25 protein-coding genes are annotated in these 26,445 nt (G+C 73.5%); 12 read left to right on the top strand and 13 right to left on the bottom strand.

The features are described 5' to 3' along the window. The 5 genes from E1284_RS21145 to E1284_RS21170 all read left to right on the top strand — a co-directional run. A partial coding sequence (locus E1284_RS21145) for a dolichyl-phosphate-mannose--protein mannosyltransferase (RefSeq protein ID WP_481726190.1) occupies positions 1-741 on the top strand: 741 nt, incomplete at its 5' end. Between the two features lie 93 nt (positions 742-834). After that, entirely contained in the window at positions 835-3,138 is a 2,304-nt protein-coding gene (locus E1284_RS21155; RefSeq protein ID WP_165965357.1) for a condensation domain-containing protein, read from the top strand. A 99-nt stretch (positions 3,139-3,237) separates the two neighbouring features. Next, a complete protein-coding gene (locus E1284_RS21160; RefSeq protein WP_207923870.1) occupies positions 3,238-4,254 on the top strand; it encodes an iron-siderophore ABC transporter substrate-binding protein in 1,017 nt (338 codons plus the stop codon). Next, a complete protein-coding gene (locus E1284_RS21165) occupies positions 4,254-5,549 on the top strand; it encodes a lysine N(6)-hydroxylase/L-ornithine N(5)-oxygenase family protein (RefSeq protein ID WP_131941545.1) in 1,296 nt (431 codons plus the stop codon). The genes E1284_RS21160 and E1284_RS21165 overlap by 1 nt, the downstream gene beginning before the upstream one ends. After that, a complete protein-coding gene (locus E1284_RS21170; RefSeq protein WP_131941547.1) occupies positions 5,546-5,743 on the top strand; it encodes an MbtH family protein in 198 nt (65 codons plus the stop codon). Before E1284_RS21165 ends, E1284_RS21170 begins: the two co-directional genes overlap by 4 nt. A 59-nt stretch (positions 5,744-5,802) precedes the next feature. On the opposite strand, the gene E1284_RS21175 is transcribed toward E1284_RS21170, so the two are convergent. From E1284_RS21175 to E1284_RS21190, 4 genes are all read right to left on the bottom strand, one after another. Continuing rightward, on the bottom strand, positions 5,803-6,666 hold the full coding sequence (locus tag E1284_RS21175) for a CE1 family esterase (protein ID WP_131941549.1): 864 nt from the start codon (positions 6,664-6,666) through the stop codon (positions 5,803-5,805). 98 nt (positions 6,667-6,764) lie between these two features. Next, positions 6,765-8,042, bottom strand: a complete 1,278-nt coding sequence (locus E1284_RS21180; protein ID WP_131941551.1) for an MFS transporter — start codon at positions 8,040-8,042, stop codon at positions 6,765-6,767. Next, the gene (locus tag E1284_RS21185) at positions 8,039-8,506 is read right to left on the bottom strand and encodes a MarR family winged helix-turn-helix transcriptional regulator (RefSeq protein WP_131941553.1); all 468 of its coding nucleotides are present in this window, start codon (positions 8,504-8,506) and stop codon (positions 8,039-8,041) included. Before E1284_RS21185 ends, E1284_RS21180 begins: the two co-directional genes overlap by 4 nt. Before the next feature lie 137 nt (positions 8,507-8,643). Further along, a complete protein-coding gene (locus E1284_RS21190) occupies positions 8,644-10,326 on the bottom strand; it encodes an MFS transporter (protein ID WP_131941555.1) in 1,683 nt (560 codons plus the stop codon). Between the two features lie 288 nt (positions 10,327-10,614). Here E1284_RS21190 and E1284_RS21195 point away from each other — a divergent pair, with 288 nt between their 5' ends. Beyond that, positions 10,615-11,652 (top strand): phosphotransferase family protein, encoded by a 1,038-nt coding sequence (locus tag E1284_RS21195; protein WP_131941557.1) that lies wholly within the window; start codon positions 10,615-10,617, stop codon positions 11,650-11,652. A gap of 406 nt (positions 11,653-12,058) precedes the next feature. Then, positions 12,059-13,705: a long-chain fatty acid--CoA ligase gene (locus tag E1284_RS21200; RefSeq protein ID WP_131941559.1), complete on the top strand. Its 1,647-nt coding sequence runs from the start codon at positions 12,059-12,061 to the stop codon at positions 13,703-13,705. Positions 13,706-13,715: 10 nt separating this feature from the next. Here E1284_RS21200 and E1284_RS21205 read toward each other — a convergent pair whose 3' ends face one another. Next, entirely contained in the window at positions 13,716-14,336 is a 621-nt protein-coding gene (locus tag E1284_RS21205; RefSeq protein ID WP_131941561.1) for a TetR/AcrR family transcriptional regulator, read from the bottom strand. 235 nt (positions 14,337-14,571) lie between these two features. On the opposite strand from E1284_RS21205, the gene E1284_RS21210 reads away from it, so the two are divergent. From E1284_RS21210 to E1284_RS21230, 5 genes are read left to right on the top strand one after another with little or no spacing between them, the layout of a single operon-like run. Then, the gene (locus E1284_RS21210) at positions 14,572-15,351 is read left to right on the top strand and encodes an ABC transporter ATP-binding protein (protein ID WP_131941563.1); all 780 of its coding nucleotides are present in this window, start codon (positions 14,572-14,574) and stop codon (positions 15,349-15,351) included. Next, the gene (locus E1284_RS21215) at positions 15,344-16,051 is read left to right on the top strand and encodes an ABC transporter ATP-binding protein (RefSeq protein ID WP_131941565.1); all 708 of its coding nucleotides are present in this window, start codon (positions 15,344-15,346) and stop codon (positions 16,049-16,051) included. Before E1284_RS21210 ends, E1284_RS21215 begins: the two co-directional genes overlap by 8 nt. Next, positions 16,051-16,929, top strand: a complete 879-nt coding sequence (locus E1284_RS21220; RefSeq protein WP_131941567.1) for a branched-chain amino acid ABC transporter permease — start codon at positions 16,051-16,053, stop codon at positions 16,927-16,929. The genes E1284_RS21215 and E1284_RS21220 overlap by 1 nt, the downstream gene beginning before the upstream one ends. A gap of 4 nt (positions 16,930-16,933) precedes the next feature. Further along, on the top strand, positions 16,934-18,118 hold the full coding sequence (locus tag E1284_RS21225) for a branched-chain amino acid ABC transporter permease (RefSeq protein WP_131941569.1): 1,185 nt from the start codon (positions 16,934-16,936) through the stop codon (positions 18,116-18,118). Continuing rightward, entirely contained in the window at positions 18,039-19,352 is a 1,314-nt protein-coding gene (locus tag E1284_RS21230) for an ABC transporter substrate-binding protein (RefSeq protein WP_131941571.1), read from the top strand. Before E1284_RS21225 ends, E1284_RS21230 begins: the two co-directional genes overlap by 80 nt. Before the next feature lie 75 nt (positions 19,353-19,427). Here the strand turns inward: E1284_RS21230 and E1284_RS21235 are convergent, their stop codons facing one another. From E1284_RS21235 to pfkB, 8 genes are read right to left on the bottom strand one after another with little or no spacing between them, the layout of a single operon-like run. Then, complete coding sequence (locus E1284_RS21235) at positions 19,428-20,189, bottom strand: DeoR/GlpR family DNA-binding transcription regulator (protein WP_131941573.1); 762 nt, start codon at positions 20,187-20,189, stop codon at positions 19,428-19,430. 21 nt (positions 20,190-20,210) lie between these two features. After that, entirely contained in the window at positions 20,211-21,878 is a 1,668-nt protein-coding gene (gene ptsP / locus E1284_RS21240; RefSeq protein WP_131941575.1) for a phosphoenolpyruvate--protein phosphotransferase, read from the bottom strand. After that, entirely contained in the window at positions 21,871-22,155 is a 285-nt protein-coding gene (locus tag E1284_RS21245; RefSeq protein WP_131941577.1) for an HPr family phosphocarrier protein, read from the bottom strand. The genes ptsP and E1284_RS21245 overlap by 8 nt, the downstream gene beginning before the upstream one ends. Before the next feature lie 27 nt (positions 22,156-22,182). Continuing rightward, complete coding sequence (locus E1284_RS21250) at positions 22,183-23,223, bottom strand: alcohol dehydrogenase catalytic domain-containing protein (RefSeq protein ID WP_131941578.1); 1,041 nt, start codon at positions 23,221-23,223, stop codon at positions 22,183-22,185. After that, positions 23,220-23,708 carry a PTS mannitol transporter subunit IIA gene (locus tag E1284_RS21255; protein ID WP_243714643.1) on the bottom strand — a complete coding sequence of 163 codons (489 nt, stop codon included), beginning with the start codon at positions 23,706-23,708 and terminating at the stop codon, positions 23,220-23,222. Before E1284_RS21255 ends, E1284_RS21250 begins: the two co-directional genes overlap by 4 nt. Further along, on the bottom strand, positions 23,692-23,991 hold the full coding sequence (locus tag E1284_RS21260) for a PTS lactose transporter subunit IIB (protein WP_131941584.1): 300 nt from the start codon (positions 23,989-23,991) through the stop codon (positions 23,692-23,694). Before E1284_RS21260 ends, E1284_RS21255 begins: the two co-directional genes overlap by 17 nt. Before the next feature lie 38 nt (positions 23,992-24,029). Continuing rightward, complete coding sequence (gene mtlA / locus E1284_RS21265; protein ID WP_131941586.1) at positions 24,030-25,187, bottom strand: mannitol-specific PTS transporter subunit IIC; 1,158 nt, start codon at positions 25,185-25,187, stop codon at positions 24,030-24,032. A gap of 53 nt (positions 25,188-25,240) precedes the next feature. Continuing rightward, positions 25,241-26,179, bottom strand: coding sequence for a 1-phosphofructokinase (gene pfkB / locus E1284_RS21270; protein ID WP_131941588.1), 939 nt, complete (start codon positions 26,177-26,179; stop codon positions 25,241-25,243). Positions 26,180-26,445: the final 266 nt, after the last annotated feature.

The raw sequence follows: 26,445 nt of genomic DNA on the forward strand, positions 1-26,445 counted from the left end.
GTGTCCGGGAACCCGCTGTGGCGGCCGGTCGAGGCGATGCCGAACCTGTGGGAGTACCACGCGCAGATGCTCGGCTTCCACACCGGGCTGCACGCCAAGCACCCGTACCAGTCGTGGCCGTGGGACTGGCCGGTCCTGCGCCGTCCGGTCGCGTTCTTCTACACCGAGCCGAAGGGCGGCTGCGGCGGCGCGGCGCGCTGCTCGCGGGAGATCCTCGGGATCGGCACGCCCGCGCTGTGGTGGGGCGCGCTGGTCGCGCTGGTCGTCGTCGCGTTCCTGTGGCTGATCCTGCGGGACTGGCGGGCGGGCGCGATCCTGCTCGGCTTCGGCGCGGGCTGGCTGACCTGGTTCCCGTCCGCGTTCGCGGACCGGACGATGTTCCTGTTCTACGCCACGCCGCTGATCCCGTTCATGGTGCTGGCGGTCGTGCTGGTGCTCGGGTACCTGATAGGCCCGGCGCCCGCCGGGATGGCGGGCGCGCACGCGGCCCGGTCCGGGGACGACGGCGTGCCCGACGCTCCCCCCGGGCCCTACGGCGCGGGGCCGTACGGGGACGCCGGGGCCTCCGCGCCGGTGGCGGTCCAGGGGGCGGGGATGCGGCGGCTGGTCGGCGCCGCCGCCGCGGGCGCGTTCCTGCTGGTGGTGCTGGCGAACTTCGCGTACTTCTATCCGATCCTGTCGGCGCAGACGCTGCCCTACAACGACTGGCACGAGCGGATCTGGTTCCAGTCGTGGGTGTGACGCCCGCCCGACTTCGTTGACCTGCGGCGTGTTGTTGTTATGGAGGCGGCGATAACAACAACACGCCGCAGATCAACGGGGGAGGCCGGGGCGGTGCGGGTGCGGGGGATTCCCGACCCGCGGGTGTCGGGGGAGGTCGCCGCGCTGCGGGTGCTGCGGGACGGCGGCTCGGCGGACGACGCGCGGCGGGCGCTGGCCGCACCTCCGGAGGGCGTCGAGCCGGAGACGCTCCTTGCGCTGTTCCCGGACGCCGTGCTCACGCCGTCCGAACAGGCCGGGTGCTACGACGCCGTGTTCGGCGGGGGAGCGGCGTGCCTTCCGGCGGAGCCGGGACGCCCGCCCGCCTCGTACGCGAACAACCCCGTCGCGGCGCGCGACCACGGGATGCTCGCGGCGCGCGTCCGGGAGAGCCTCAAGTCCCGGCTGCCCGGCTACATGGTGCCGAGCGCGATCATGACCCTGGACGCGCTGCCGCTCACGGTCAACGGCAAGCTCGACCGGCACGCCCTCCCCGATCCCGGGCAGGACGGCCCGCGCCGCGCCGGCCGCCCGCCGCGCACGCCCGTCGAACGGCTGCTGTGCACCCTGTTCGCCGAGGTGCTGGACGCGCCCGGCGCCGGCATCGACGACGACTTCTTCGACCTCGGCGGGCACTCGCTGCTCGCGACGCGGCTCGTCGGCCGCGCCCGCGCCGTGCTCGGCGCCGAACTGGCGATCCGCGACCTGTTCGAGGCGCCGACCGTCGCCGAGCTGGCGGAGCGGGTCCACCGTAACGCGGGCGCGGAGCCGCGGCCCGCCCTGGAGCCGGGGGAGCGGCCCGCGCGCATCCCGCTGTCGTCCGCGCAGCGCCGCCTGTGGCTGCTCGACCAGCTGCTCCGCGAGGACGACGGGCCGCGTGACGCCTACCACCTGCCGCTCGCGGTGCGGCTCCGCGGCGACCTCGACCTCGCGGCGCTCGAAGCCGCGATCGGCGACGTCACCGCGCGGCACGAGAGCCTCCGGACGGTCTTCGCCGAGCACGACGGCACGCCCTACCAGCGGATCCTCGACCCGGATGAGGCGCGTCCCGCGCTGGAGGTCGCGACCTGCGCGCCCGAGGAGGTCATCGCGCGGCCGTTCGACCTGGCCGCGGACGTCCCGCTGCGCGTCGCGGTGTTCCCCGAGGGGGAGCGCGAGCACCTGCTGCTGGCCGTCTTCCACCACATCGCGTTCGACGAGTGGTCGTTCGGCCCGTTCGCCCGGGACGTCGCCGAGGCGTACGCGGCCCGCCTGGACGGGAGGGCGCCGGCCTGGGAGCCGCCGCCCGTCCAGTACGCCGACCACGCCCTGTGGCAGCGGGAGCTGCTCGGCGACCCGCTCGACCCCGGCAGCGTCCACGCCCGGCAGCTCGACCACTGGGCGCGGACCCTCGCCGGCCTCCCGGAGGAGATCCCGCTGCCGGTGGACCGGCCCCGCCCCGGCACCGTCGGGCAGCGCGGCGGAACCCACACCGCCGACCTGCCCCCTGGCCTCACCCGCAGGCTGCGGCAGGTCGCGCGCGACGCGAACGCCGGCATGTTCATGGTGTGCCAGGCCGCCGTCGCCGCGCTGCTGCACCGGACGGGCGCCGGCGACGACATCCCGCTCGGCGGGCCCGTCGCGGGCCGCACCGAGGAGGCCGCGCGCGACCTCGTCGGCTTCTTCGTCAACACGCTCGTGCTCCGCGCCGACGTGTCCGGCGACCCCGCGTTCGCCGAGCTGCTCGCCCGCGTCCGGGACGCCGGCCTCGCCGGGCTCGCCAACCAGGACCTCCCGTTCGAGGCGGTCGTCGAGGCGCTGCGGCCGCGCCGCGTCCCCGGACGCAACCCGCTGTTCCAGGTGATGGTCGGCTACGAGAACCAGGGCCTCGGGGACGTCCGGTTCCCCGGCCTGGAGCAGCGGGAGGCGCTGTTCGGGCCGGGCGCGGCGAAGTTCGACCTGGACTTCATCTTCCGCGAGGCGGCGGACGGCCTGCGGCTGGTCGTCGACTACTCCGCCGATCTGTTCGACCGGGCCACCGCCGCGGCGCTGGCGGACGGCCTGATCCGGCTGCTGGAGGCCGTCGCGGACGATCCCGGCGTGAAGGTCGGTGCGCTCCCCGCCGTGCTCACCGCCCGCGCCGTGACCGCGGCCGGGGCGGCCCCGGCGGCGGCGCGCGGGGACGACGAGCGGGAGGCGGCGCTGTGCCGCATCTTCGCCGAGGAGCTCGGCGTCCCGCACGTCGGCCCGGACGACGACTTCTTCGACCTCGGCGGCCACTCCCTGCTCGCGATGAGGCTCGTCCGGCGGATCAGGAGGGAGCCCGGCTGCGCGGCACTGAAGATCGCGACGCTGATGGCCGCACCGACCGTCGCCGGCGTGCTGGCGGAGCTGGGGTGAGGTGCCTCATACCGCCGCACCCATTGCAAGGTTAGGTGAGGCTAACCTAATATCCTTGATCAGTTACCCCCGCGGAACCCGGAAGGACACCGGTCCTCTATGCGCACCCTGATGCGGCGCCTCGCCGCGACCGCCGCGCTCGTCCTGAGCGTCGGCACGGTCGCGGCGTGCGGCGACGACGAGCCCGCCGGCGGCTCATCCGGCGGCACGGCCGCCGGGGCTTTCCCGGTCACGATCACCCACAAGCTCGGCACCGCGAAGATCGAGTCCGCGCCGGAGCGCGTCGTCGCGCTCGGCGAGGTCGACCAGGACACGCTGCTCGCGCTCGGCATCACGCCCGTCGGCATGGCCGAGCTCACCGGCGTCCAGCCCGACGGCCTGGCCCCCTGGACCGCACCGAAGCTCACCGGTGCGAAGCCCAAGCTGCTGAAGGCCGGCGAGGCCGGGTTCAACCTGGAGGAGATCGCGGCGCTGCGCCCCGACCTGATCCTCGCCGGCGGCGACTTCTCCATCGACAAGGAGTACGACAAGCTCTCCCAGCTGGCGCCGACCGTCGCCTACCAGACCGGCCCGGCCGAGGACGCCTGGCAGCAGATCGCGCTGCAGGCCGCCAAGGCCGTCGGCAAGGAGGCCGAGGGGCGAAAGCTCGTCGGCGAGGTCGACGCGAAGATCGCCGGAGTGAAGACTCAGTACCCGCAGTTGAAGGGCAAGGGCTTCGCGTTCACCAGCGTCTTCCCCAACGGCAACATCGGCGTGATGAAGTCCAAGGACGACACCAGCGTGAAGATGCTGGAGCAGTTCGGCATGGTGCTGCCGGAGCAGCTCGCGAAGCTCCCCGGCGACGGTTTCGCCGCCGAGCTGAGCATGGAGAACGTCGGCGTTCTGGACGTGGACGTCCTGCTGAGCCACTACAACGACGACCCGGCCACGCAGAAGAAGATCGAGGGCAGCAAGCTGTTCGCCGACCTCGCCGTCGTCGAGCGCGGCTCGTACGTGCCGCTCGACCTGAAGGCGTTCTGGCCGCTGCGCACCCCGACCCCGCTCGCCGTCCCCTACGTCGTCGGCAACGTCGTCCCGAAGATCGCCGAAGCCGCGGGCAAGGCGAAGTCCGCCTGATGCCGGAGGAGCGCATGGAGCCCCGCGTCCACGACGTCATCGGGATCGGCTTCGGCCCGTCCAACCTCGCGCTCGCCGTCGCGCTCGACGAGGCGCGCGAGCGGGACGGCGGCGGCGTGGACGCGGTGTTCTTCGAGAAGCAGCCGGAGTTCGGGTGGCACCGGGGCATGCTGATCGACGGCGCCACCATGCAGGTCCACTTCCTCAAGGACCTGGTGTCGCTGCGCAACCCCGCGAGCCGGTTCTCCTTCCTGGCCTACCTGCACGCCCGCGGCCGGCTGGTCGACTTCGTCAACCACAAGACGATGTTCCCGACCCGGGTCGAGTTCCACGACTACCTCGAATGGACCGCGGCCGCGTTCGCCGACCGCGTCCGCTACGGGACGGAGGTCGTCGCGCTCCGCCCGCGCGACGAGGAGGTCCTGGAGGTCGTGGTGCGCCGGGACGACCGGCTGGAGACGCACCTCGCCCGCAACGTCGTCATCGGCGTGGGCCTCGAACCGTCGCTGCCCGAGGGCGTCCAGACCGGCGAGCGCATCTGGCACACCGAGGACCTGCTCACCCGGCTGGGCGAGCGCGGGGACTGGAACCCGCGCCGGCTCGTCGTCGTCGGCGCGGGGCAGAGCGCCGCCGAAGCCGTCGAGTACCTGCACCGCACGTTCACCGAGACCGAGGTCTGCGCGGTCTTCGCCCGGTACGGGTACTCGCCCGCCGACGACAGCGCGTTCGCCAACCGCATCTTCGACCCGGCGGCCGTCGACCACTACTACGCGGCCCCCGACGACGTGAAGCGGATGCTGCTGGAGTACTCGCGCAACACCAACTACTCCGTGGTGGACCTCGACCTCATCGACGAGCTGTACCGGCGCGCCTACGCAGAGAGGGTCGCGGGCGCGGAACGGCTGCGCATCCTCAACGTCTCGCGGCTCCTGGACGTCCGCGACGGCCCCGGGGGAGTGCGGGTCACCGTGGGCTTCCTGCCCACCGGCGAGACCGCCGACCTGGACGCCGACGCCCTCGTCTACGCCACCGGCTACCGCGAGCGCGACCCGTTCGGCCTGCTCGGCGAGGCGGGCGGCGACTGCCTCGCCGGACCGGACGGGCGCCCCGTCGTCGAGCGCGACTACCGCATCGCCACCCGCCCCGGCCGCGCCTGGAGCGTCTACCTGCAGGGCGCGACCGAGCACAGCCACGGGATCGCCTCGTCGCTGCTGTCCATGACCGCCGTCCGCACCGGGGAGATCGTCCGGTCCATCGCCGGACGCTCCGCCCGCATCGTCCAGGAGGCCCGATGACCAACCCGTTCGACGACGCGGACGCGCAGTTCCGCGTCCTCGTCAACGCCGAGGGGCAGCACTCGCTGTGGCCGGCGTTCGCCGACGTCCCCGCCGGATGGACGACGGTCTTCGGGCCCGACTCCCGGTCGGACTGCATCGGCTACGTCACGGCCAACTGGAAGGACATCCGGCCGCGCAGCCTCGCCGGCTGACCCGGCCGAACCAGACCCGGGGCGGGCGGCGTCCCCCGCGCCGCCCGCCCTCCGGTTCATCAGCCCGCCGGCAGGGACGGCCGCGCCGCGAAGAACCGGCCGATCATCGCGCTGGCGTAGGACGGCCACTCGTGCCCGCCGCCCTGCTCGGTGCACAGCGCGACGAGCAGCGTCCCCGGCCCGGTGCCGACGCAGCCGTCCGGGCCGCCCGGGACCGGCCACGACAGCGGGCCGAGGCCGTCCACCCAGCGCCAGAACTCCATGACGACCTGGACGGCGAAGAACGGGAAATGGACGTCGGCGTCCATGTTCCCGCCGCCCGTGTAGGGGACGGACGGGTCGAGGGTCCCGTGGAACGCCAGCACCGACACCGGCTTCGACGGCGTGCAGCCGATGGCGAGCGCGCCCGACACCACGGCGATCCCGGCGAGCCGCTCCGCGCGCTGGCACGCGTACCGGTAGGCCATGCCGCCGCCGTTGGAGAAGCCGGTCATGAATACCCGGCGCGGGTCGGCGACGCCCTGCCGCACCAGCGTGTCGATCAGCGCGTCGAGGAAGGCCATGTCGTCGATGCCCGCCCAGCGGGCGAACGAGCAGCAGGCCCCGGCGTTCCACGTGCCGAGGAACCCCTCGGGATAGGCGACGGCGTAGCCCTGCTGATCGGCGACCTCGTCGAGCCCGCTCTGCTTGCGGACGTACTCGGGGTCGTTCAGGCCGCCGTGCAGGGCCACGATCAGCGGCAGCGGCGTCCCGGCTCCGGTGCCGGGCGGGACGTGCAGGAGGTAGGGGCGGTCCCAGCCGCCCATGGCGATGGTGTGCTTCGTCGTTCCAGGGGCGTCCTCGGACGCCCCGGCGGGCAGGGGGTGGGCGGTGAGCGCGGCGAGCAGGGCCACGATCATCGCCGCCCGCGCGGCGATCTTCATAGCGCCGATCTAACGCCCGCCGCGCCCGCACGGCTACGCACCCGCGCGCGGAAACGACCGGTGCCTTTTCGCGCTCGGGTGCGTAGTAACGGGATCTTCTACGAGCCGGACCCGGAGCCGGTCTCGGCCGCCTCGGCGACCTCCGCGTCCGCGTCGCCCCGGCTCGCGTGCGCGTCCACCTCGGCCTGGCCGCGCTCCGCGTTCGCGAGGTCGCGGTGCCCCAGGGTCAGGATCGCGATGCCGGCGACGATCACGCCCGCGCCGATCGCGAACGGCACATGGATGTTGGTGTGCTCGACGAGCCGTCCCGCCGCGTAGGGGGCGAGGCCGCCGCCGATGAACCGGACGAACCCGTACGCGGCCGACGCCACGGGGCGCTCCACCGGCGAGACCATCATGACGGCCTGCGTGGTCAGCGTGTTGTTCACCCCGATGAAGACCCCCGCGACGATCACCGCGACGATCAGCACCGCCTGCGACTCCACGAAGATCGCGATCACCAGCACGTTCACCGCGAACAGCGCCAGGTTGCCGTACAGGGTGCGGGCCAGCCCGAACCGGCGCTGCAGCCAGGGCGCGCCGAACACGGCGAACACCGCGACGAGCAGCCCCCACCCGGTGAACACCAGGCCCAGTTTCATGGCGCTCAGCCGCATCGGGAACGGCGCGTACCCGAGGACGGTGAAGAAGCCCCAGTTGTAGCAGAGCGCGGTCAGACTCATGACCAGCAGGCCGCGGTGCCGCAGCGCCCGGATCGGGTCGAGGACGGAGGTCTTGCGCGCCGGTTTCGGCTGCGGCCGCACGAGCACGACCGTGGCCAGCAGCGCCAGCGCCATCAGCGCGGCGACGCCGTAGAAGGGGCCGCGCCAGCTGATGTCGCCGAGCAGGCCGCCGAGCAGCGGCCCGACCGCGATGCCGAGCCCGAGCGCGGACTCGTAGGCGATGATCGCGCCGCCGAGCCCGCCGCTCGCCGACGCCACGATGACGGCGAGGGACGTGGCGATGAACAGCGCGTTGCCGAGGCCCCAGCCGGCCCGGAAGCCGATGATCCCGCCGATGCTGCCGGACGTCCCGGCGAGCGCGCTGAACACCACGATCAACGCGAGGCCGGCGATCAGCGTGCGCTTGGCGCCGATGCGGCTGGACACGGCGCCCGTGACCAGCATCGCCACCGCCGTCACCACCAGGTAGCTGGTGAACAGCAGCGTGACCTGGCTGGGGGAGGCGTTCAGGTCCGAGGAGATCGCGGGCAGGATCGGGTCGACGAGCCCGATGCCCATGAACGAGATGACGCAGGCGAACGCGACGGCCCAGACGGCCTTCGGCTGTCGGAAGAGGCTCTGCGCGGCCGCCCGTTCGTCGGTGACTGGTTTCATTCCTGCTCTCTGCCGGTCGTCGTGGCGGGGACGCCGAGGGCGGCGCCGGCCAGCCGGTCCAGGGCCGGCAGCGCGGCGGCGATCGCCTCCCGGTCGGCGGCGGGCAGCCCGGCGAGCAGCTCGGCCAGCCGCTTCGCCTGCGCCGCGCGCCGCCGCGCCAGCTCGGCGCGCCCCGTTTCGGTGAGGTGCACCGCGACGACCCGGCGGTCACCGGGCAGCGCGCGGCGCTCCGCCATCCCCTCCCGTTCGAGCCGCGACACCAGCTGGGTCATCGCGGGCTGGGTGACGCCCTCGAAGGCGGCCAGCTCGGTCACCCGGCGGGGGCCGAAGCGCTCCAGCGTGGCCAGCGTCGACACGGTCGTCATCGACAGGTCGCGGGGCAGGGAGAGCGAGCGCATCAGGGAGTAGACGCGCCCGAGCCCGGCGGCCAGCTCCAGCTCACCGGCAGGGGACGGCGAATCCATGCGTTCCGGTGTATCACAGACTTATATGTTTGCCAAGCTAAGTATCTGTGCCCGGCCGGGGACGCGGCGAGCCCCCGGCCGAGGGGAGGGCCCGGCCGGGGGCTCGTGATCCGCGATGGTCGGTGTCGGTGCGGAGGTCAGTCCTCGCCGAGGGCCGCCAGCTCCTTCTCGATCGCGCGCTGGTGCGCCTCGGCGTCCTCGCGGGCCCGCTTCGGGCTCCAGCGCCCCGTCATGATGAAGATGAACGGCAGGAAGACGATCTGGCCGCCCAGGCAGACGTACCACCACGTCCGCCACTGGCCGGGGCCCTCCTCGGACGCCTTCTGCACCTCGGCTCCGTGCTCCTTCAGCACCGCCAGCTGCGGCTGCGCCTTCTGCACGGTCGCGAGGCCGGGCAGGCCCACCTCCTTGGCGGCGCGGGCCTGCAGCTCCGCCGGGGCCTGGCCCGCCGGATACTTGCCCAGCTCGGCGAACAGCTGCGGGTGCTGGTTCACGATCGCGAGCGCCGGCGCCGCCTCCTTGGCGGCGACCTGCACCTCGTGCCCGTGCTCCACCAGCGGCGTCACCGACGTCACCACCACCGGGACGAAGGCCGCCGAGCCCGCCACGACGAGCCGCAGGATCCAGCCCCACACCGCGAGGCCGGTCGCCGTGGCCGCCGGGTTGTGCTTCTCGACGGTCTCGGTGAAGCCCGCCATCCAGGGCGCGTAGGCCAGCCCGCCGAACACGCCGATGGCGATGAACAGCCACGCGAAGGTGTAGTAGCCGGTGTCGGGGTGGACGGCCAGCTGCGCGAAGTACGCGGTGGCCGCGACCGAGCCGATGCCGCCGGCCAGCATCAGCGGCTTGCGGACGCGGAGCCGGTCCGACAGCAGCCCCGCCACGACCAGCGCGATCGCGTTGGCCGCCCAGTACCAGTTGGCGAGCCCGTTCGTCCTCTGCTCGCTGTAGCCGAACGTGGCGGAGAAGTAGATGACGAAGTTGCCGACGGCCGCGTAGTACAGCAGCAGGTAGACGCTGATCGCGAAGGCCGAGCCGACCACGTCCAGCCGCATCATCTGCCGCCAGTGGCCGGACAGCTGCCGCTCGGTGTCCAGGCCCTTCGCGCGCGCCTCGATCAGCGCGCGGTCGCGCATGCTGACCATGAGCTGGTCGCGCAGGGCCGGTGACAGCTCGCGCAGCCCGAACAGCGCGATGACGAACACGACGAGCGCGGTGTAGCCGGAGTAGCGCAGCTCGTCCTGCCAGCCGGAGGTGTCGAGGGTCGCGCTGGTCACGGTCGTGACGACGAGGCTGCCGAGGACCGGGCCCATCGTCCAGAAGCCCATCGCGGTTGCGCGGCCGAGCTGCGGGGAGAAGTCGCGGATCAGCGCCGGGGTCGCGACGAGGACGATGCCCTCGATGAAGCTGAGCACCGCGAACAGCACCAGGAACGTGTGCTTGTCCGGCGAGTGCGGCAGCGCCAGCACCAGCAGGCCCGCGATCAGCAGCCCGTAGACGACGAGGTTCGCGCGGCCCCACCGGTCGGCCAGGCCGGCGAGCAGCGACGCGAACGCGCCGATCGCGTTGCCGACCACCGACAGCAGGATGAAGTAGCCGAACGACATCGAGAAGTGCGTCATGATCGACGTCGCGACGGCGTACTGGATGTAGAGCAGGTAGTACAGGACGATCGTGGTGACGACCACGATCGCGAGATAGCCGTAGCGGCGCCCCGTCTCGGGGTAGTGCGGAAGGTCGCGGTGCCACAGCCGGGCGGCGAGGCCCGGCGCGGCGGCGCCCTCGGCTGCGCCGGTGTCAGTGGACGGGGAAACGGACATGCAGGGACTCCTCCGGGCGCTGTTCTCCCCCGAGAACCGGTCCTGACCAGTGCGGCGAAGCAGGTCTTCGCTCAGCCGTGCGGTCACGTTAGACCCGCCCAAAAGGAATGGCAATAACTTCCTGCATTGAAAACCGACCAGTCGGTATGGTCTCCTCTACGTGCGGATACCCGCCCGGGGGGCGGCGTGAGCCGGAGCCTCATCCTGCGCACCGACCGGCGCGCTTCCCCGGCATCCTGCGCCATACCGACCGGACGGTACAAGGCTTTGGACGGCGGAGGAGGCACAGTGCGGGCATTCGAGGAGAGCGATGTCCCCGGCCTGGCGCTGGACCGCTTCGGCGCGTACTTCGAGCGGGCCGTGCCGGGCGCCACCGGGTCGGGCACCGCCGGGCCCCTGCGCGCCCGGCTCGTCGACGGCGGGCGCTCCAACCTCACCTACGAGGTGACCGACGGGCGCGGCTCCTGGATCGTCCGGCGGCCGCCGCTCGGCCACGTGCTCGCGACCGCCCACGACATGTCCCGCGAGTACCGGGTGATGACGGCGCTGGCCGGCACCGCCGTGCCCGTCCCGAGGACGTACGCCCTGTGCGAGGACCCGGACGTGATCGGCGCGCCGTTCTACGTCATGGAGATGGTCGAGGGCACCCCGTACCGCGGTGCCGCCGAGCTGGCGCCGCTCGGCCCCGAGCGCGTGGCGCGGATCGCCGACCGGATGATCGGCACCCTCGTCGACCTGCACGGCGTCGACCCGGCGTCGGTCGGCCTGGCCGGATTCGGCCGCCCCGAGGGGTTCCTCGCCCGCCAGGTCCGGCGCTGGAAGAAGCAGCTCGACGCGTCCCGCAGCCGCGACCTGCCGGACGCCGACCGGCTGCACGCGCTCCTGGAGGCGAACCTGCCGGCGGAGTCGGCGCACGCGATCGTGCACGGCGACTACCGGCTCGACAACATCCTCGTCGACTCCCGCGACCGGATCGCCGCCGTCCTCGACTGGGAGATGGCGACGCTCGGCGACCCGCTGACCGACCTGGCGCTGCTCCTGGTCTACATGGGGCGCGGCACCCCGCTGCCCGGTGCGCGCGACGCGGCGGCCGCGCCCGGATTCCCGACGCCGGACGAGGTCGTGGCCCGCTACGCCGAGCGCAGCGGCCGGGACCTGTCCTCGATCGGCTTCTACGTCGCGCTGGCCTGCTTCAAGCTCGCCGTGATCTCCGAGGGCATCCACTACCGCTACATCCACGGCCAGACGGTGGGGGAGGGCTTCGGCGCGGTCGGCGCCGCCGTCGAGCCGCTGCTCCGCTCGGGGCTCGCCGCCCTGGCCCGCTGAGCCACTGGTCCATGGAAACCGGCGCTGCGCATCGCTGCTGGTAGACCACGGTACCGCCATCGTGTGTGACACCTCACCGGCCGTGCGCGCTGTGCAAGATGGAACCGGATCGCGGCGGTGCCGGCGGGCGCGGAGGGGAGCCCGCACGTCACGCCCGGGCCCGGTGATCCTGCCGGCGGGCTGGACGGTTCCGCGGTGCCGGGGCGGACGCCGCGGAACCGTCCAGCCCGCCGGCCCCCGGGGCCGCGGGCGGCCCGCCGCGCCCGGCCGGGACGCTCTCCGTCCGCATCGAGTGATTGACGGCGGCGGGCCGCTGAAATTATTGTTAACCGACCGGTCGGTATGTGCTGAATTCAGTGCCGTCCCGGCCCTTCCCACCGCCGTCGCGCGCCTTCGGAGAATTGCCATGATCCCCAGCACGATGCAGGACTTCCCGCTGTCGGTCGCCGCGATCCTGCGGCACGGCGCGCGCGTCTACGGCGGCAGCGAGTGCGTCACCTGGACGGGCGGCGGCCCGCCCCGGCGGGCGACCTTCGCCGAGATCGCCCGCAACGCCGAGCGGCTGGCGTCCGCGCTGGCCGGGCTCGGCGTCCGCCGCGGCGACCGGGTCGCGACCTTCTGCTGGAACAACCAGGAGCACCTGGAGGCGTACTTCGCGGTCCCGGCCATGGGGGCGGTGCTGCACACGCTCAACATCCGGCTGTTCCCCGAGCAGCTCTCGCACATCGTCAACCACGCCGACGACCAGATCGTCATCGTGGACGACAGCCTCGTCCCGCTGCTGGCGCGGGTCGTCCGCGAACTCCCCGCCGTCGAGGCGTACGTCGTGGTGGGCGACGGCGACGCCACGGCCCTGGAGGACAACGGCAACGGCGCCCCCGTCCTGCGCTACCGCGACCTGATCGCCGCCGAGGAGCCCGGCTTCGCGTGGCCCGATGTGGACGAGCGCTCCGCCGCGTCCATGTGCTACACGAGCGGCACCACCGGCGACCCCAAGGGCGTCGTGTACTCGCACCGGTCGACGTTCCTGCACGCGATGGCCGTGCAGTCGGCGTCGATGGTCGGCATCACCGAGGCCGACCGCGTCCTCACCATCGTGCCGATGTTCCACGTCAACGCGTGGGGCCTGCCCTACGGCGCCTTCCTGTCCGGGGCCACGCTCCACATGCCGGGCCCGTTCATGCAGCCGGAGCACCTGACGGCGTTCATCGCGGCGGAGAAGAGCACGCTCGCCTCCGCCGTCCCCACCATCTGGAACGGGATCCTCGCGCACGGCGAGCAGCACGAGATCGACCTGTCGTCGCTGCGCTCCGGCACGTCCGGCGGCGCCGCCGCGCCCCGCGTCCTGCTGGAGCGCTTCGAGCAGCGCTACGGCCTGCGCATCATCCAGGGCTGGGGCATGACCGAGACCAGCCCGCTCGGCGGCATGGCGTTCCCGCCGCCCGGCGTGGAGCCCGGCACCGACGAGGACATGGAGTGGCGGCTGAAGTCCGGCCGCGTCGCCGCCGGCGTCGAGATGCGCATCGTGGACGACGCGGGCGCCGAACTGCCGTGGGACGGCGAGGCCGTCGGCGAGATCGAGGTCCGCGGCCCCTGGATCACCGGCTCCTACCACCGCGACCCGGCGCCGCAGAAGTTCGACGGCGGCTGGCTCCGCACCGGCGACATCGGCACCATCGACGACCGCGGCTTCTTCCAGATCACCGACCGCGCCAAGGACGTCATCAAGTCGGGCGGCGAATGGATCTCCTCCGTCGAGCTGGAGAACCACCTGATGGCCCACCCCGCCGTCGCCGAGGCCGCCGTCATCGGCATCCCCGACCCGCGCTGGGACGAGCGCCCGCTCGCCTGCGTCGTCCTGCGGCCCGGCGCCACCGCGACGGCGGAGGAGCTGGCGTCCTTCCTGGCCGGCAAGGTGGCCCGCTGGCAGGTCCCCGAGTACTGGACCTTCCTGGACGAGATCCCCAAGACCACGGTCGGCAAGTTCGACAAGAAGCCCCTCCGCGCGCACCACAAGAACGCGGAACTGAAGATCGAACACATCGAGCGCTGACAAGGGCGGGTCAGGAGGGCGGGGGAGCGGTGTCCTTCAGGCCGTTGAGGAACAGGTCGACGTAGTGTTCGCTGATGGCCTCGGTCTTCAGGGTGCCGCCGTGGCGGTACCAGACGCCGATCTGGTGGACGGTGCCGAAGAAGAAGTGCACGGCGATGTCGGCGGGGACGGCGGTGCGGAAGCCGCCCTCCCGCTGGCCCTCCTCGACCAGGGCGCGGAAGCGCTCGTGGTAGCGGCGGCGCTCGGCGCGGACGGCCTCGCGGCGGTCGCGGGGGAGCAGGTGCGTGGAGCGGAAGAAGACCGTGAAGTCGTCCAGGTAGCGGAACGAGGTGTTGAGGACGTCGACGGCGGCGGCGCGCAGCCGCTCCTCGGCGGTGCCGGTGCCGTCCGCGATCTGCCCCAGGCGTGACATCTGCAGGTCGAGGAGCCGGTGGTAGATCTCGTAGAGGAGGTCGTCCTTGGAGCCGAAGTAGTGGTACATGGCTCCTTTGGTGACGCCGGCGGCGTTCACGATCTCCTGGACGGAGGTGTTCTCGAAGCCCTTCTCGGCGAACATGCGGGTCGCCACGGCCAGCAGCCGGTCGGGCAGGGGCAGGTTGCCGGGCAGCCGGCCTGCGGGCGCCTGCGTCATCACTCCTCCTCGTGCCGGGATCCCCGGGGTCGAGCCGCCCCGGCACGGCCGCCCGCAGTCCGCCGATCAGCCTACCGGCCGCGCGATGGTTCGGCGGACTAGGTGATCGGGGCCCGCGCACCGGCTGTTGACCGGAGCCGCCCGATGATTCTATCTTCTTGGAATCCGACCAGTCGGTATGTGCTTTTTCGGCCTCGGGGGATTTCGCGCTGAATCATCGGCGAGGTGAGGCGTAATGTCCGGCTCCGCTGCGAACTTGGAACTACGAGAGGTGACCGTCCGCTTCGCCGGGCTGGTCGCACTGGACGGCGTGTCCCTCTCCGCGCCGCAGGGCCGGGTCACCGGCGTCATCGGCCCGAACGGCGCCGGCAAGACCACCCTGTTCAACGTCGTGTGCGGGTTCGTCCGGCCGGAGTCGGGCGAGGTGCGGTGGCGGGGCCGCGTGCTCGGCCGGCACCGGCCGCACGATCTGACCCGGCTCGGCATCGCCCGCACCCTGCAGGCGCTCGGGCTCTTCCCCGGGCTGACGGTCCTGGAGAACGTGATGGTCGGCGCCGACCGGCGGGCGCGGGCCGGGTTCTGGTCCGGGCTGCTCGCCCTCCCGCGCGCCGACCGCGACGAGGCCGCGCTGCGCGAGCGCGCGATGGCGCGGCTGGCGGAACTGGGCGTGGCGGGGGAGGCGGGCCGGCTGCCCGGCCAGCTGCCCTACGGGGTGCAGAAGCGGGTCGCGCTCGCGCGGGCGCTGGTCGCCGAGCCCGAGCTGCTGCTGCTGGACGAGCCCGCGGCCGGGCTGTCGGCCGCCGAGATGGACGAGCTGGCCGAGCTGATCCGCGGGATGCGCGGCGGGCCCGCGGTCGTCCTCGTCGAGCACCACATGGACCTCGTGATGAACGTCTGCGACCAGGTCGTCGTGCTCGACTTCGGCAGGGTCATCGCCGCCGGCGCGCCCGCGGACGTCCGCGACGACCCCGCCGTCCTCGACGCCTACCTGGGCGAGGAGGTCGCCGGTGCTTGAGGTGAAGGACCTCACGGTCCACTACGGGGCCGTCCGGGCGCTCGGCGGCGTCGGGCTGTCGGTGGACGAGGGTTCGGTGACCGCCGTGCTCGGCGCGAACGGGGCCGGGAAGACCACGCTGCTGCGGACGATATCGGGCCTGCTGCGGCCCAAGGCGGGACGCGTCGAGCTGGACGGGAAGGACATCACCCGGTCGCCGGTCGAGGACATCGTCCGGCTCGGGGTCGCGCACGTCCCGCAGAGCGGCGGCGTCATCACCGAGCTGACCGTCGAGGAGAACCTGCGGCTCGGCGGCCTGTGGCGGCGCGACCGGGCCGCCCTCGCGCGGCGGATCGCCGAGATGTACGAGCTGTTCCCGGCGCTCGCCGAGCGCCGGGTGAAGACCGCCGCGACGCTGTCGGGCGGGGAGCGGCAGATGCTCGCGCTGGCGCGGGCGCTCACCGGCGCGCCGCGGCTGCTGCTGGTGGACGAGCCGTCCCTCGGCCTCGCGCCGCGCGTGGTCGCCCAGCTCATGGCCGTGCTGCGGCGCCTGTGCGACGAGGACGGCCGCACCGTGCTGCTCGTCGAGCAGAACGCCCGCAGCGCGCTGTCGGTCGCCGACCGCGCGGTCGTGCTCGACCTCGGCGCGGTCGTGGCGGCGGAGGCCGCCGCGGCCATCGCCGCCGACGACCGCCTCCGCCACGCCTACCTGGGGTTCTGATGGTGCGCTTCATCAATCTCACGCTCGCCGGCATCACCTCCGGCGTCGTCTTCGCGGCGGTGGCGCTCGCGCTGGTGCTGATCTGGCGCGCCACCCGGGTCGTGAACTTCGCGCAGGGCGCGATGCTGATGTTCACGACGTTCCTCGCCTGGAGCGTCATCGACGCCGGCGGGTCCTACTGGCTCGCGCTCGGCGTCGCGCTGGCGTCCGGGCTCGTGCTGGGCGCGGTCATCGAGCGGGTGGTGGTCCGGCCGGTGGAGAACAAGCCGCCGCTGAACGCCGTCATCGTCACGCTCGGCCTGTACGTGCTGCTCCAGGCGGCCGCGGGCATGATCTGGGGCGACACGCCGCACTCCTACCCGCCCGCGTTCACGATCAAGGGGCTGTCGGTGGCCGGGACGCGGCTGCTGCTGTCCCCGTTCGACCTGTTCGTCATCGGCGCGGTCGCGGCGGTCATGGTGCTGCTGACCCTGCTGTTCGTGCGCACCGACCTCGGGCTGCGGCTGCGGGCGTCCGCGTTCGCCCCCGAGATCGCCCGGCTGCAGGGCGTCCGCGTCGGCCGGATGCTGACGCTCGGGTGGGCGCTGGCGGCGCTCGTCGGATCGCTCGCCGGCGTCCTGATCGCCCCGTCGGTGTTCGTGGGGCCCGCCCAGTTCGACGCGATGCTCGTGTTCGGGTTCACCGCGGCGGTGATCGGCGGGCTGGACAGCCCGGCCGGCGCCGTCACCGGCGGGCTGCTGCTCGGCTGCGCGCTCAGCTACGTGTCCGGCTACGTCAGCTCGGACCTCGTCACGTTCGGGGCGCTCGCCGCGCTCATCACCGTCCTGATGATCAGACCCAACGGCCTGTTCACGGCGACCACGGGACGGAGGGTGTGACGCGGTGGACACCGTCCTGAACGTCCTGCGCCGGTCCACGCTGACGCGGCACACCGCCGGCGCCCTCGCGGCGATCGCCGCGCTGTACTTCCTCACGACGGCGGTCGGCCCCTACCGGGACCTGCAGATCGCCCAGGTCGCCTACCTGACCTGCGCCGCCGCCGGGCTGACCGTGCTGACGGGGCTCGGCGGGCAGATCTCCCTCGGGCACGGCGCGTTCATGGCGGTCGGCGCCTACACCGCCGCGCTCGTCATCGGGCACTGGGGCTGGCCGCTCGCGGCCGTCCTCGCGGCGGCCGCCGGCGTCACCGCCCTCGCGGGCGTGCTGGTCGGCGCGGTCGCCGCCCGGCTGCACGGCCCCTACCTGGCCGGCGCCACGCTCGCGTTCGCGGTCGGGCTGCCCGGACTCGCCAACTACGCGCCGCTCACCGACCTGCTCGGCGGGCAGAACGGGCTGACGCTCGTCCCGCCGATCCCGCCCGAGTCGCTCGGCGCGACGTTCCCGCTGGAGCGCTGGCAGGCGTGGATCGCCTGCCTCGGCGCCGTCATCACGCTGTTCCTGCTCGCCAACCTCACCCGCGGCCGGTTCGGCCGGACGCTGCGGGCCAGCCGCGACGACGAGATCGCCGCCGCGCTCGCCGGAGTCCGCGTCGCCCGGCTGCGGATCGCCGCGACCGTCGTGTCGGCGGCCTGCGCCGGCCTCGGCGGCGGGCTGCTCGCCGTGGTCGCCACGCTCGCCGCGCCGGGCGCGTTCCCGCTCACCCTGTCCCTCCAGCTGATCGCCGCGATCATCATCGGCGGGCTCGGCAGCCTGTCCGGCGCCGTCTGGGGGTCGCTGATCCTGGTCTACGTGCCGACGTGGGCGTCGGACCTGTCGTCCTCGTCCGGCCTGTCGCACAACGTCGCCTCGAACCTGCCCCTCGCCGTCTACGGCCTCGTCCTCATCGTGGTGACGCTGGCCTTCCCGCGCGGCCTCCACGGAGGCCTGCGCGACATCGGCGGCGCCGTCCGGCGCCGCGTCCTCACGAGGCGCGACCGGGCTCCCGGGTCGCGCGGTTCCGCAACGACCAGCACATCGGGGCCCACCACCACGCATCCAGGAGGAGCAGATGAAGCGATTGCGGACCAGGGCGCTCGCCCTGATGACCGCGGCGACGCTGGCGGTCGCGGCGAGCGGCTGCGGCGGTGACGGCGGGGACGAGGGGAGCTCGGCCGCGCCGGGCGTGACCGCGACCACCGTCACCATCGGCAGCCACCAGCCGCTCACCGGTCCGGCCGCGCCCGGCTACAGCGCCAACTCGGCGGCGTCGAAGGCGTTCTTCGACTACGTCAACGCCAACGGCGGCATCAACGGGCGCAAGATCGTCTACAAGTACGTGGACGACGCCTACAACCCGACCCAGACCGTCAGCGTGACGCAGAAGCTCGTCCTGCAGGACAAGGTCTTCGCGATCTTCAACGGGCTGGGCACCCCCACCCACTCCAAGGTCGTCGACTACCTCAACGCCCAGCGCGTCCCCGACCTGTTCGTCGCGTCCGGCTGCGGCTGCTGGGACGAGCCGCAGAAGCACCCGCAGACGTTCGGCTGGCAGGTCGACTACATCCGCGAGGGCAAGATCCTCGGCGACCACGTCAAGAAGACGTTCGCCGGCAAGAAGGTCGCCTACTTCTTCCAGAACGACGACTTCGGCCAGGACGGCGTCAAGGGCCTCGACAAGTACATCCCGAAGGCCGACGTGGTGTCCCGGCAGTCCTACCAGCCGGGCAGCACCGACATCGGCGCGCAGGCCCAGGCGATCGCGCAGTCCAAGGCCGACGTCGTCGTGCTGTTCAGCATCCCGACCTACACGGCGCTGTTCCGGCTCGCCGCGCTGAAGCTGAACTACAAGCCGACGTTCGTGGTCAGCAACGTCGGGTCCGATCCGATCACCCTCACCGGCCTGCTGGAGAGCTTCGCCAAGAAGGGCGGCGCCGAGGTCAAGGGCAGCCCGCTCATCCAGGGCATGATCACCGACGGGTACCTGGCGGCGCCCGGCGACGCCTCCAACAGCTGGACGCAGCTGTTCAAGAAGATCCACGCCCAGTACATCCCGAAGCTGCCGTTCAACGGCAACATCGTCTACGGCATGTCGGTCGCCTACACCTTCGTCCAGGCGCTCCAGGCGGCCGGGAAGAACCCGACCCGCAAGGCCCTCGTCGAGGCATTGGAGAAGTCGCACTTCACCGGGCCGGGCGTCGTCCCGTTCGCCTTCAGCAAGGAGTCGCACGCCGGGTACACCGGCGCGGTGATCGGCACGATCAAGGGCGAGAACGTCGTGCCCGAGGGGCAGCCGCTGACCACCGACGACGGCGACGGGCCGATCCAGCCCTACACGGCCCCGCAGCCGCAGGCGCCCGCCAACGGCATCCCCCCGGCCGGCTGACGGGCGCGCCGCCGTCCCGCGCGACGACCGCCCCGAAGGGCGCGGGACGGCGGCCCCCCGGCCGGGCGCGCGCGCTCAGGCCCGGACGATCTCCGGCCCGGCGGCGGCGAGGTCGGCGGCGAGGTCGGTGTCCAGCCCGGTGTCGGTGATCAGCACGTCGATCTCGGCCAGGCCCGCGAACCGCACCAGGTGGTCGTGCCCGATCTTGGTGCGGTCGGCGAGCAGCACCCGCCGCCGCGACGAGGCGATCATCGCCTTCTTCACCGCCGCCTCGGCCTGGTCGGACGTGGTCAGCCCGCGCTCGACCGAGCAGCCGTTGGTCGCCATGAACGCCACGTCCACCCACAGGTCGGCGAGCGGGCGCAGCACCCAGTCGTCGACCGTGGCGAGCGTCCGGCCGCGCACCCGCCCGCCCAGGATGATCACGGTCAGGTTGGGGCGGGTGGCGAGCACCGCGGCGTGCGGCGGCGAGTTCACGATCACGGTCAGCTCGCGGTCGGTCGGCAGCAGCTGGACGAACCGGGCGGTGGTCGTGCCCGCGTCCACGATGATCGACCCGTCGGCGGGCAGCTCCTCCAGCGCCGCCTTGGCGATGCGCTGCTTCTCCTCGGTCATCACCGCGTCCCGCGCCGCCAGCTCCGGCTCGAAGCCGAGCCGCTCGACCGGCATCGCGCCGCCGTGCACCCGCCGGACCGTCCCGGCCCGCTCCAGGACGGTCAGGTCCCGGCGGATCGTCTCGGTCGTGACCGAGAACTCCTCGGCCAGCGCGACCACGTCCACCCGGCCCTTCGAGCGCGCCAGCGCAAGGATCGCCTGCTGTCGTTCCTCGGCGTACATGGCCGTCCCACCCGTCCCGTGTCAGCTCCGTCCGCGTTCATTGTGGCGGGTCCGGGCGATCTCCCGCGCCTCCGCCGGATCATCGGCGGCGAGGACGCGCCCGGCCAGCTCCGCGCACTCGGCGAACGTGAACCGCAGCAGGGCGGCGCGGACGGCGGGCAGCGCGCGCGGCGACATCGACAGCCGGGTCACGCCCAGCCCGGCCAGGACGGGCGCCAGCAGGGGGTCGGCGGCGGCCTCGCCGCACACCCCGACCGGCTTCCCTGCCGCGGCGCCCGCCTCCGCGCACCGGGCGACCAGGTCGAGCACCGCCGGCTGCCACGGGTCCAGCAGCTCGGGGAACCCGCTGTGCTGCCGGTCGGCGGCCAGCGCGTACTGGCTCAGGTCGTTCGTGCCGATGCTCAGGAACCGCGCCCCGCGCAGGATGCGGGCCGCCCGCAGCGCGGCGGACGGGACCTCGACCATCACGCCGGCGGTGGTCAGCCCGTGCGCGCGGGCGCGCCCGACGAACGCGTCCGCCTCGGCCGGCGTCGCCACCATCGGCGCCATCACCGCCACCCGCGCGGACGTGCCGGCGGCGGCGCGCGCGATCGCCGCGAGCTGCGTCTCCAGGACGTCCGGGCGCTCCCGCGCGACGCGCAGGCCGCGCACGCCGAGCGCCGGGTTCGGCTCGTCCGGCAGGCGCAGGAACGGCAGCGGCTTGTCGGCACCGGCGTCCAGCGTCCGGACGACGACCGTGCGGCCGCCGGCCGCGGCGAAGGCCTTCGCGTAGGCGGCGGCCTGCTCGTCCAGGCCCGGTTCCTCGTGCCGGCCGAGGAAGAGGAACTCGGTGCGGAACAGCCCGACGCCGGCGACGCCGGTCAGGTCGACGCCGTCCAGGTCGGCGGCGGAGCCGATGTTGACCATCAGGTCGATGGCGCGCCCGTCGGCGGTGCGGCCGGGACCGGCGGGCACGGCCTCCTCCTCCGCCCGCGTCGCGGCCGCGTTGATCCCGGCGGCCTCGCGTTCGGTGACGGACGTCCGGACGGTGCCGGCGGTGCCGTCCACCGCGACCAGTCCGCCGGAGGCCGCCGCGTCCAGGATCCCGGCGCAGCCCACGACGGCGGGCAGCCCCAGCGACCGGGCGAGGATCGCGGTGTGCCCGGTCGGGCCGCCGCGCTCGGTCACCAGCGCGAGGACGGCGGCGGTGTCGAGCGCGGCGGTGTCGGCGGGCGACAGGTCGTCCGCGACCAGGACGAACGGGTGCCCCGGGGCGGGGATGCCCGGCATCGGCAGGCCCAGCGCCGCGGCGACGGCGCGGCCGGACAGGTCCGCGAGGTCGGCGACCCGCTCGGCGAACACGCCGCCCGCCGCCAGCAGCGTCCGCGCCTGCTCGTCGAACGCGCCGTGCAGCGCGTGCGCCGCGTCCGCGCCCCGCTCGGTGCGGCTCCGTACGCCGGCGAGCAGCATCGGGTCGCCGGTGATCGCCGCCTGCGCCGAGAGGATCCCGCGCGCCTCCGGCGTCGGCGCGGTCGCGGCCCGCTTCTCCAGTTCGGCCCCGACCGCCGCCAGCGCCCGGACGGCCGCCCGCTCCTCCTCGGCGGCGTCGGTGCCGGCGCGCGGCGGCGGGAGGGCGGGCGGCGGCCCCATCACCTCCACCGGGCCGGCCGCCGCCCCGGGGCTCACCCCGAGACCCGCCAGCTCACGCATGGTCGGGCTCCTCGGCGTCCAGGTCGCGGGCGAGCAGGCCGGCGAGCTCGTCCAGGACCTCGGCGGCGCCGTCCCCGTCGGCGGACAGCGTCACCTCCGTCCCCTGCGCGGCGCCGAGCGACAGCACGCCGAGGATGCTGCTCGCCGGGACGGGCGCGCGGTCCCCGACCCGGATGGACACCGGGACGGGCTGCTGCGCGGCGATGTGCACGAAGATCTTCGCGGGGCGGGCGTGCAGGCCCTGCGCGGAGCCGATGATGACGCTGCGTTCGGGCACGGCTGCCTCCTTGGGGTGGGACGGGGGTCAGGGCTCGATCGTGACCTTGATGGCCGCGCCCCGGGTGACGAGGTCCAGGGCGTCGTGCAGGGCCTCCAGCGGGAGCCGGTGGGTGATGAGGTCATCGACGGGGACCTGCCCGGAGCCGATCAGCTCCAGGGCGCGGGCGTTGTGCGCGGGGCTGGACCCGTTCGCGCCGACCAGCGACAGCTCCCGGTAGTGGACGCGGTTGGCGTCGACGGAGATCACCGGGTCGTCCTTCGGCAGGCCGCCGAACAGGCTGACCCGGCCGCCCGGCGCCATCAGCCGCTGCGCCTGCTCCTGCGCGGCGGCCGACGCGGCCGCGGTGATCGCGACGTCGGCGCCCCGGCCCCCCGTGCGCGCGAGGACCTCCTCGACCGCGTCGGTGACGCTCCCGTCGATCGCGGCGTCCGGCTTCACGATGGCGGCCGCCTGGTGCAGCCGCTCGGCGTTGACCTCGACGAGGAACACGCGGGCGGCGCCGCGGGCCCGCGCGACCCGCACGTGCAGGCAGCCGACCGGGCCGGAGCCGAACACCACGACGTCGTCGCCCTCGCCGACCCGCGCCAGCTCCTGGCCGTTCAGGACGCAGGCGAGCGGCTCGGCGACCGACGCCTCGGCGAACGACACGCCGTCCGGGATGCGGTTCACCCCGTCCACGGCGAGCACCTTCGCCGGGATGATCATGTACTCGGCGAACGCGCCGTCGTAGTGGTACCCCATCGACTCCTGCGCGGTGCAGACCGTCATGCGGCCGCGGCGGCACTCCGAGCACGTCCCGTCCGGGACGGCGGCGATGACCTGGACGCGGTCGCCCGCCGCCCAGCCCTCCGCGCCGGCGCCGGCCGCGACGACCTCGCCGGCGATCTCGTGCCCCATCACCCGCGGCGGGACGATGTGGTGGTGCCCGAAGCGGGAGATCTTCACGTCGGTCCCGCAGGTGGAGCAGTTCCGGACGCGGATCTTCAGCTCCCCGGGGCCGGGCTCGGGCTCCGGCGCGTCCTCCAGCCGGATGTCGCCGGGTGCGTAGAAACGGGCGACCTTCATACGGTGTGTCCCTGTCCTGTCGGTTGCTGGTCTTCTGCCTGGGGGGCGAGCAGCGCGAGGACCTGCTCGGGCTCGGTGGCCTCGCGCAGCGCGCGGGCACGGTCGGGGTCCATGAGGATCTCCGCGAGCTCGGCGAGGATCTCCATGTGGCCGCCGCCCCGCGCGGCGATCGCGATGCACACGGTGACGGGGTGGCCGTTCCAGTCCGTCCCGTCGGGGAACCGGACGACGGCGAGGGCGTCCCGGCGGATGAGGTCGCGCCCCTCGTTCGTGCCGTGCGGGATCGCCACGCCCTCGCCGAGGTAGGTGGAGATCGAGCGCTCCCGCTCCAGCATCGCGTCGATGTAGCCGGGCTCGACGGCGCCGGCGTCCACCAGGACCTGGCCGCAGACCCGGACGGCGTGGTCGCGCCCGGCGGCGCGGGCGTCCAGCCGGATCGCCTCCCGCGCGAGCAGGCCGGCGGCCCGGTCAGCCACCGACCTCACCGCCGTCCTTGATCGCCTTGACGAGGCGGTCCACGGCGGGGTCGCCGATGTAGACCTCGAAGGTGATCACCGGGGTGTCCCCGGCGCCGCGCCGGGCCCGCTCGGCGAGCCCGGTGTGGGTGACGACCACGTCGGCGTCGCCGGGGATCGCGTCGACGGGCGTGTGCTCGACCGTCACGTCGCTCTTCTTCAGCTTCTTGCGCAGCTGGCCCGCGAGCATGACGCTGCTGCCCATGCCGGCGTCGCAGGCGATCACGAGTTTGCGGATGTCCTTGCCGTTCATCGTTGCCGTGCCCTTCCTCGGACGGTTCGGGAGGTGGTTCAGGATGCGGCCGCCTTCTTCGCGGCCGCCTTGTTGTCGGCCGTCCTCGCCTTGGCCTCTTCCAGCTCGCCCTCGGCCGCGGACTCGCCGTCCTCCTTGGGCTCGGCGAGCCGGCCGAAGCCGAGCAGCGCGGCGCCGACCCCGAAGGACACGGCCGCGGAGGCGAACAGGCCGGTGTAGACGCCGATCCAGTTGCCGACGCCGCGCGGCGTCTGGGCGAGGTAGGCGAAGATGCTGCCGGGGGACGGGGTGGCCACGAGCCCGACGCCGGTCGCGACGAAGATCGCAACGCCGGTCATGCCGCCGGCGATCGCGGCGAGGATCATCCGCGGCTTCATCAGGATGTAGGGGAAGTAGATCTCGTGGATGCCGCCGAAGAAGTGGATGATGGTGGCCGCCGGGACGCTCGGGCGCAGCCGGCGCGGCCCGAAGAACCAGTAGGCGAGCAGGACGCCGAGGCCGGGCCCGGGGTTGGACTCCAGCATGAACAGCACCGACTTGCCGTGCTCGGCGGCCTGCTGCACGCCGAGCGGGCCGAGCACGCCGTGGTTGACGGCGTTGTTCAGGAAGAGCACCTTCGCGGGCTCGATGAGCAGCGACGTGAGCGGCAGCACGTCGTGGTCGACGAGCCAGCTCACCCCGTCCCCGGCCCAGTCGGAGAAGGTGTTCATGACCGGGCCGATCACCAGGTGGCCGGCGACCGCCATGGCGCCGCCGATGATCCCGGCGGAGAAGTTGTCCACCAGCATCTCGAACCCGGTCCGGACGCGGTCCTGGACGAGGCCGTCGAACAGCTTGATCAGGTACGCGGCCAGCGGCCCCATGATCATCGCGCCGAGGAACATCGGCACGTCCGCGCCGACGACGATGCCGACGGTCGCGACGGCGCCGACCACCGCGCCGCGCTGGCCGTGCACGAGCCGGCCGCCGGTGTAGCCGATCAGCAGCGGCAGCAGGAACTTGATCATCGGGTCGACCAGCTCGGCCAGGTCCTTGTTCGGCAGCCAGCCGGTGGGGATGAACAGCGCGGTGATCAGACCCCAGGCGATGAACGCGCCGATGTTCGGCATCACCATCCCGGCCATCTTGCCGCCGATGCGCTGGACGGTCGCCCGGAGCCCGCTTCCCGTGGGCTCCGGTGTGTAGGTGTCGGCCATCTCCGGCCTCCTGTCGATCGGGGGTGGGTACTGCGGAATCGTCAGGCGGGTCGTCAGGTGAGCAGGGGCCGGGCGAGGTCCGGCCGCGGATGGATGCGGACGATGTCGCGCCGGACGTCGGCCGCGCCGGGCATCCGGCTCGCGGGCATCCGCACGGCCGCGGCGCCCCAGGCCAGCGCCTCGGCGAGCGCACGCGCCCCGCGGGCGCCCGCGGCGAGGAACCCGGCGAGCAGGGCGTCGCCCGCGCCGACCGTGCTGCGCGGGCCCGCGACGGGCGCCTCGCCGGTGAGGACGCCGTCGTCGTCGACGAGCACCGCGCCCTCGGCGCCGAGGCTGACCAGGACGGCGCGGGCCCCTCGCGCCCGCAGCTGCCCGGCGGCCTCGACGACGTCGGCGACGGTGTCGACCGCCCCGCCGACGGCCTCGGCGAGCTCCTCCCGGTTCGGCTTGATCAGGTCGGGCCCGGCGGCGACCGCGGCGCGCAGCGCCGGGCCGCTGGAGTCGACCGCGACGCGGATGCCGTCCGGCGCGAACCGGCGGCAGAGCGCGGCGTAGGTGTCGTCCGGGACGCCGGGCGGGAGGCTGCCGCAGCCGACCACCCAGCTCGCCGCGCCGGCCTCGGCCACCACGACGGAGCCGATCTCCTCCAGCTCGGCGGCCGTCAGCGCGCCGCCCGGCTCGTTGAGCTTGGTGTCGACGCCGCCGGGCTCGACGATCGTCACGTTGGACCGGGTGCGTCCCTCGACGCGGACGGCGCGGACGCGCATGCCCTCGGCGGTCAGCAGCCGGTGCAGCTGGTCGCCGTCGGCGCCGCCCACCGCGACCACGGCGGTGGAGGCGACCCCGTTGGCGAGCAGCGCCCGGGACACGTTGACCCCCTTGCCGCCCGGGTCGAGCCGCGCCGACCGGGCCCGGATGACGGCGCCGCGGGTCAGCACGTCCACCTCGATCGTGCGGTCGAGGCTCGGGTTGAGCGTCACCGTCACGATCATGCGCGGGTCGTTCCCCGGTACATGTGGCTTCCCTTCCGTTTGATTTTGTTTCCCTTGTATTTAGGCCCGTTTGGTGTCGTCGTCAAGAGGTACCGGCGGGTTTTCGCAGGAAAATGCGCGACCGGCGCGCAGAGTCCGGTCCGGACGCGTGGAAACCGGGCATGGCCGGGAGCGCGCGCGGCCGGGCCGGGAAGTCAGGGGCGCGGTTCGCGGTCGTCCCGTCCGATCGTGGGGAGGATGATCGGGAGGGGGTGGAGCGATGCGCG

Origin of the sequence: Actinomadura bangladeshensis, from assembly GCF_004348335.1 — a bacterium.
Lineage (GTDB): Bacteria > Actinomycetota > Actinomycetes > Streptosporangiales > Streptosporangiaceae > Spirillospora > Spirillospora bangladeshensis.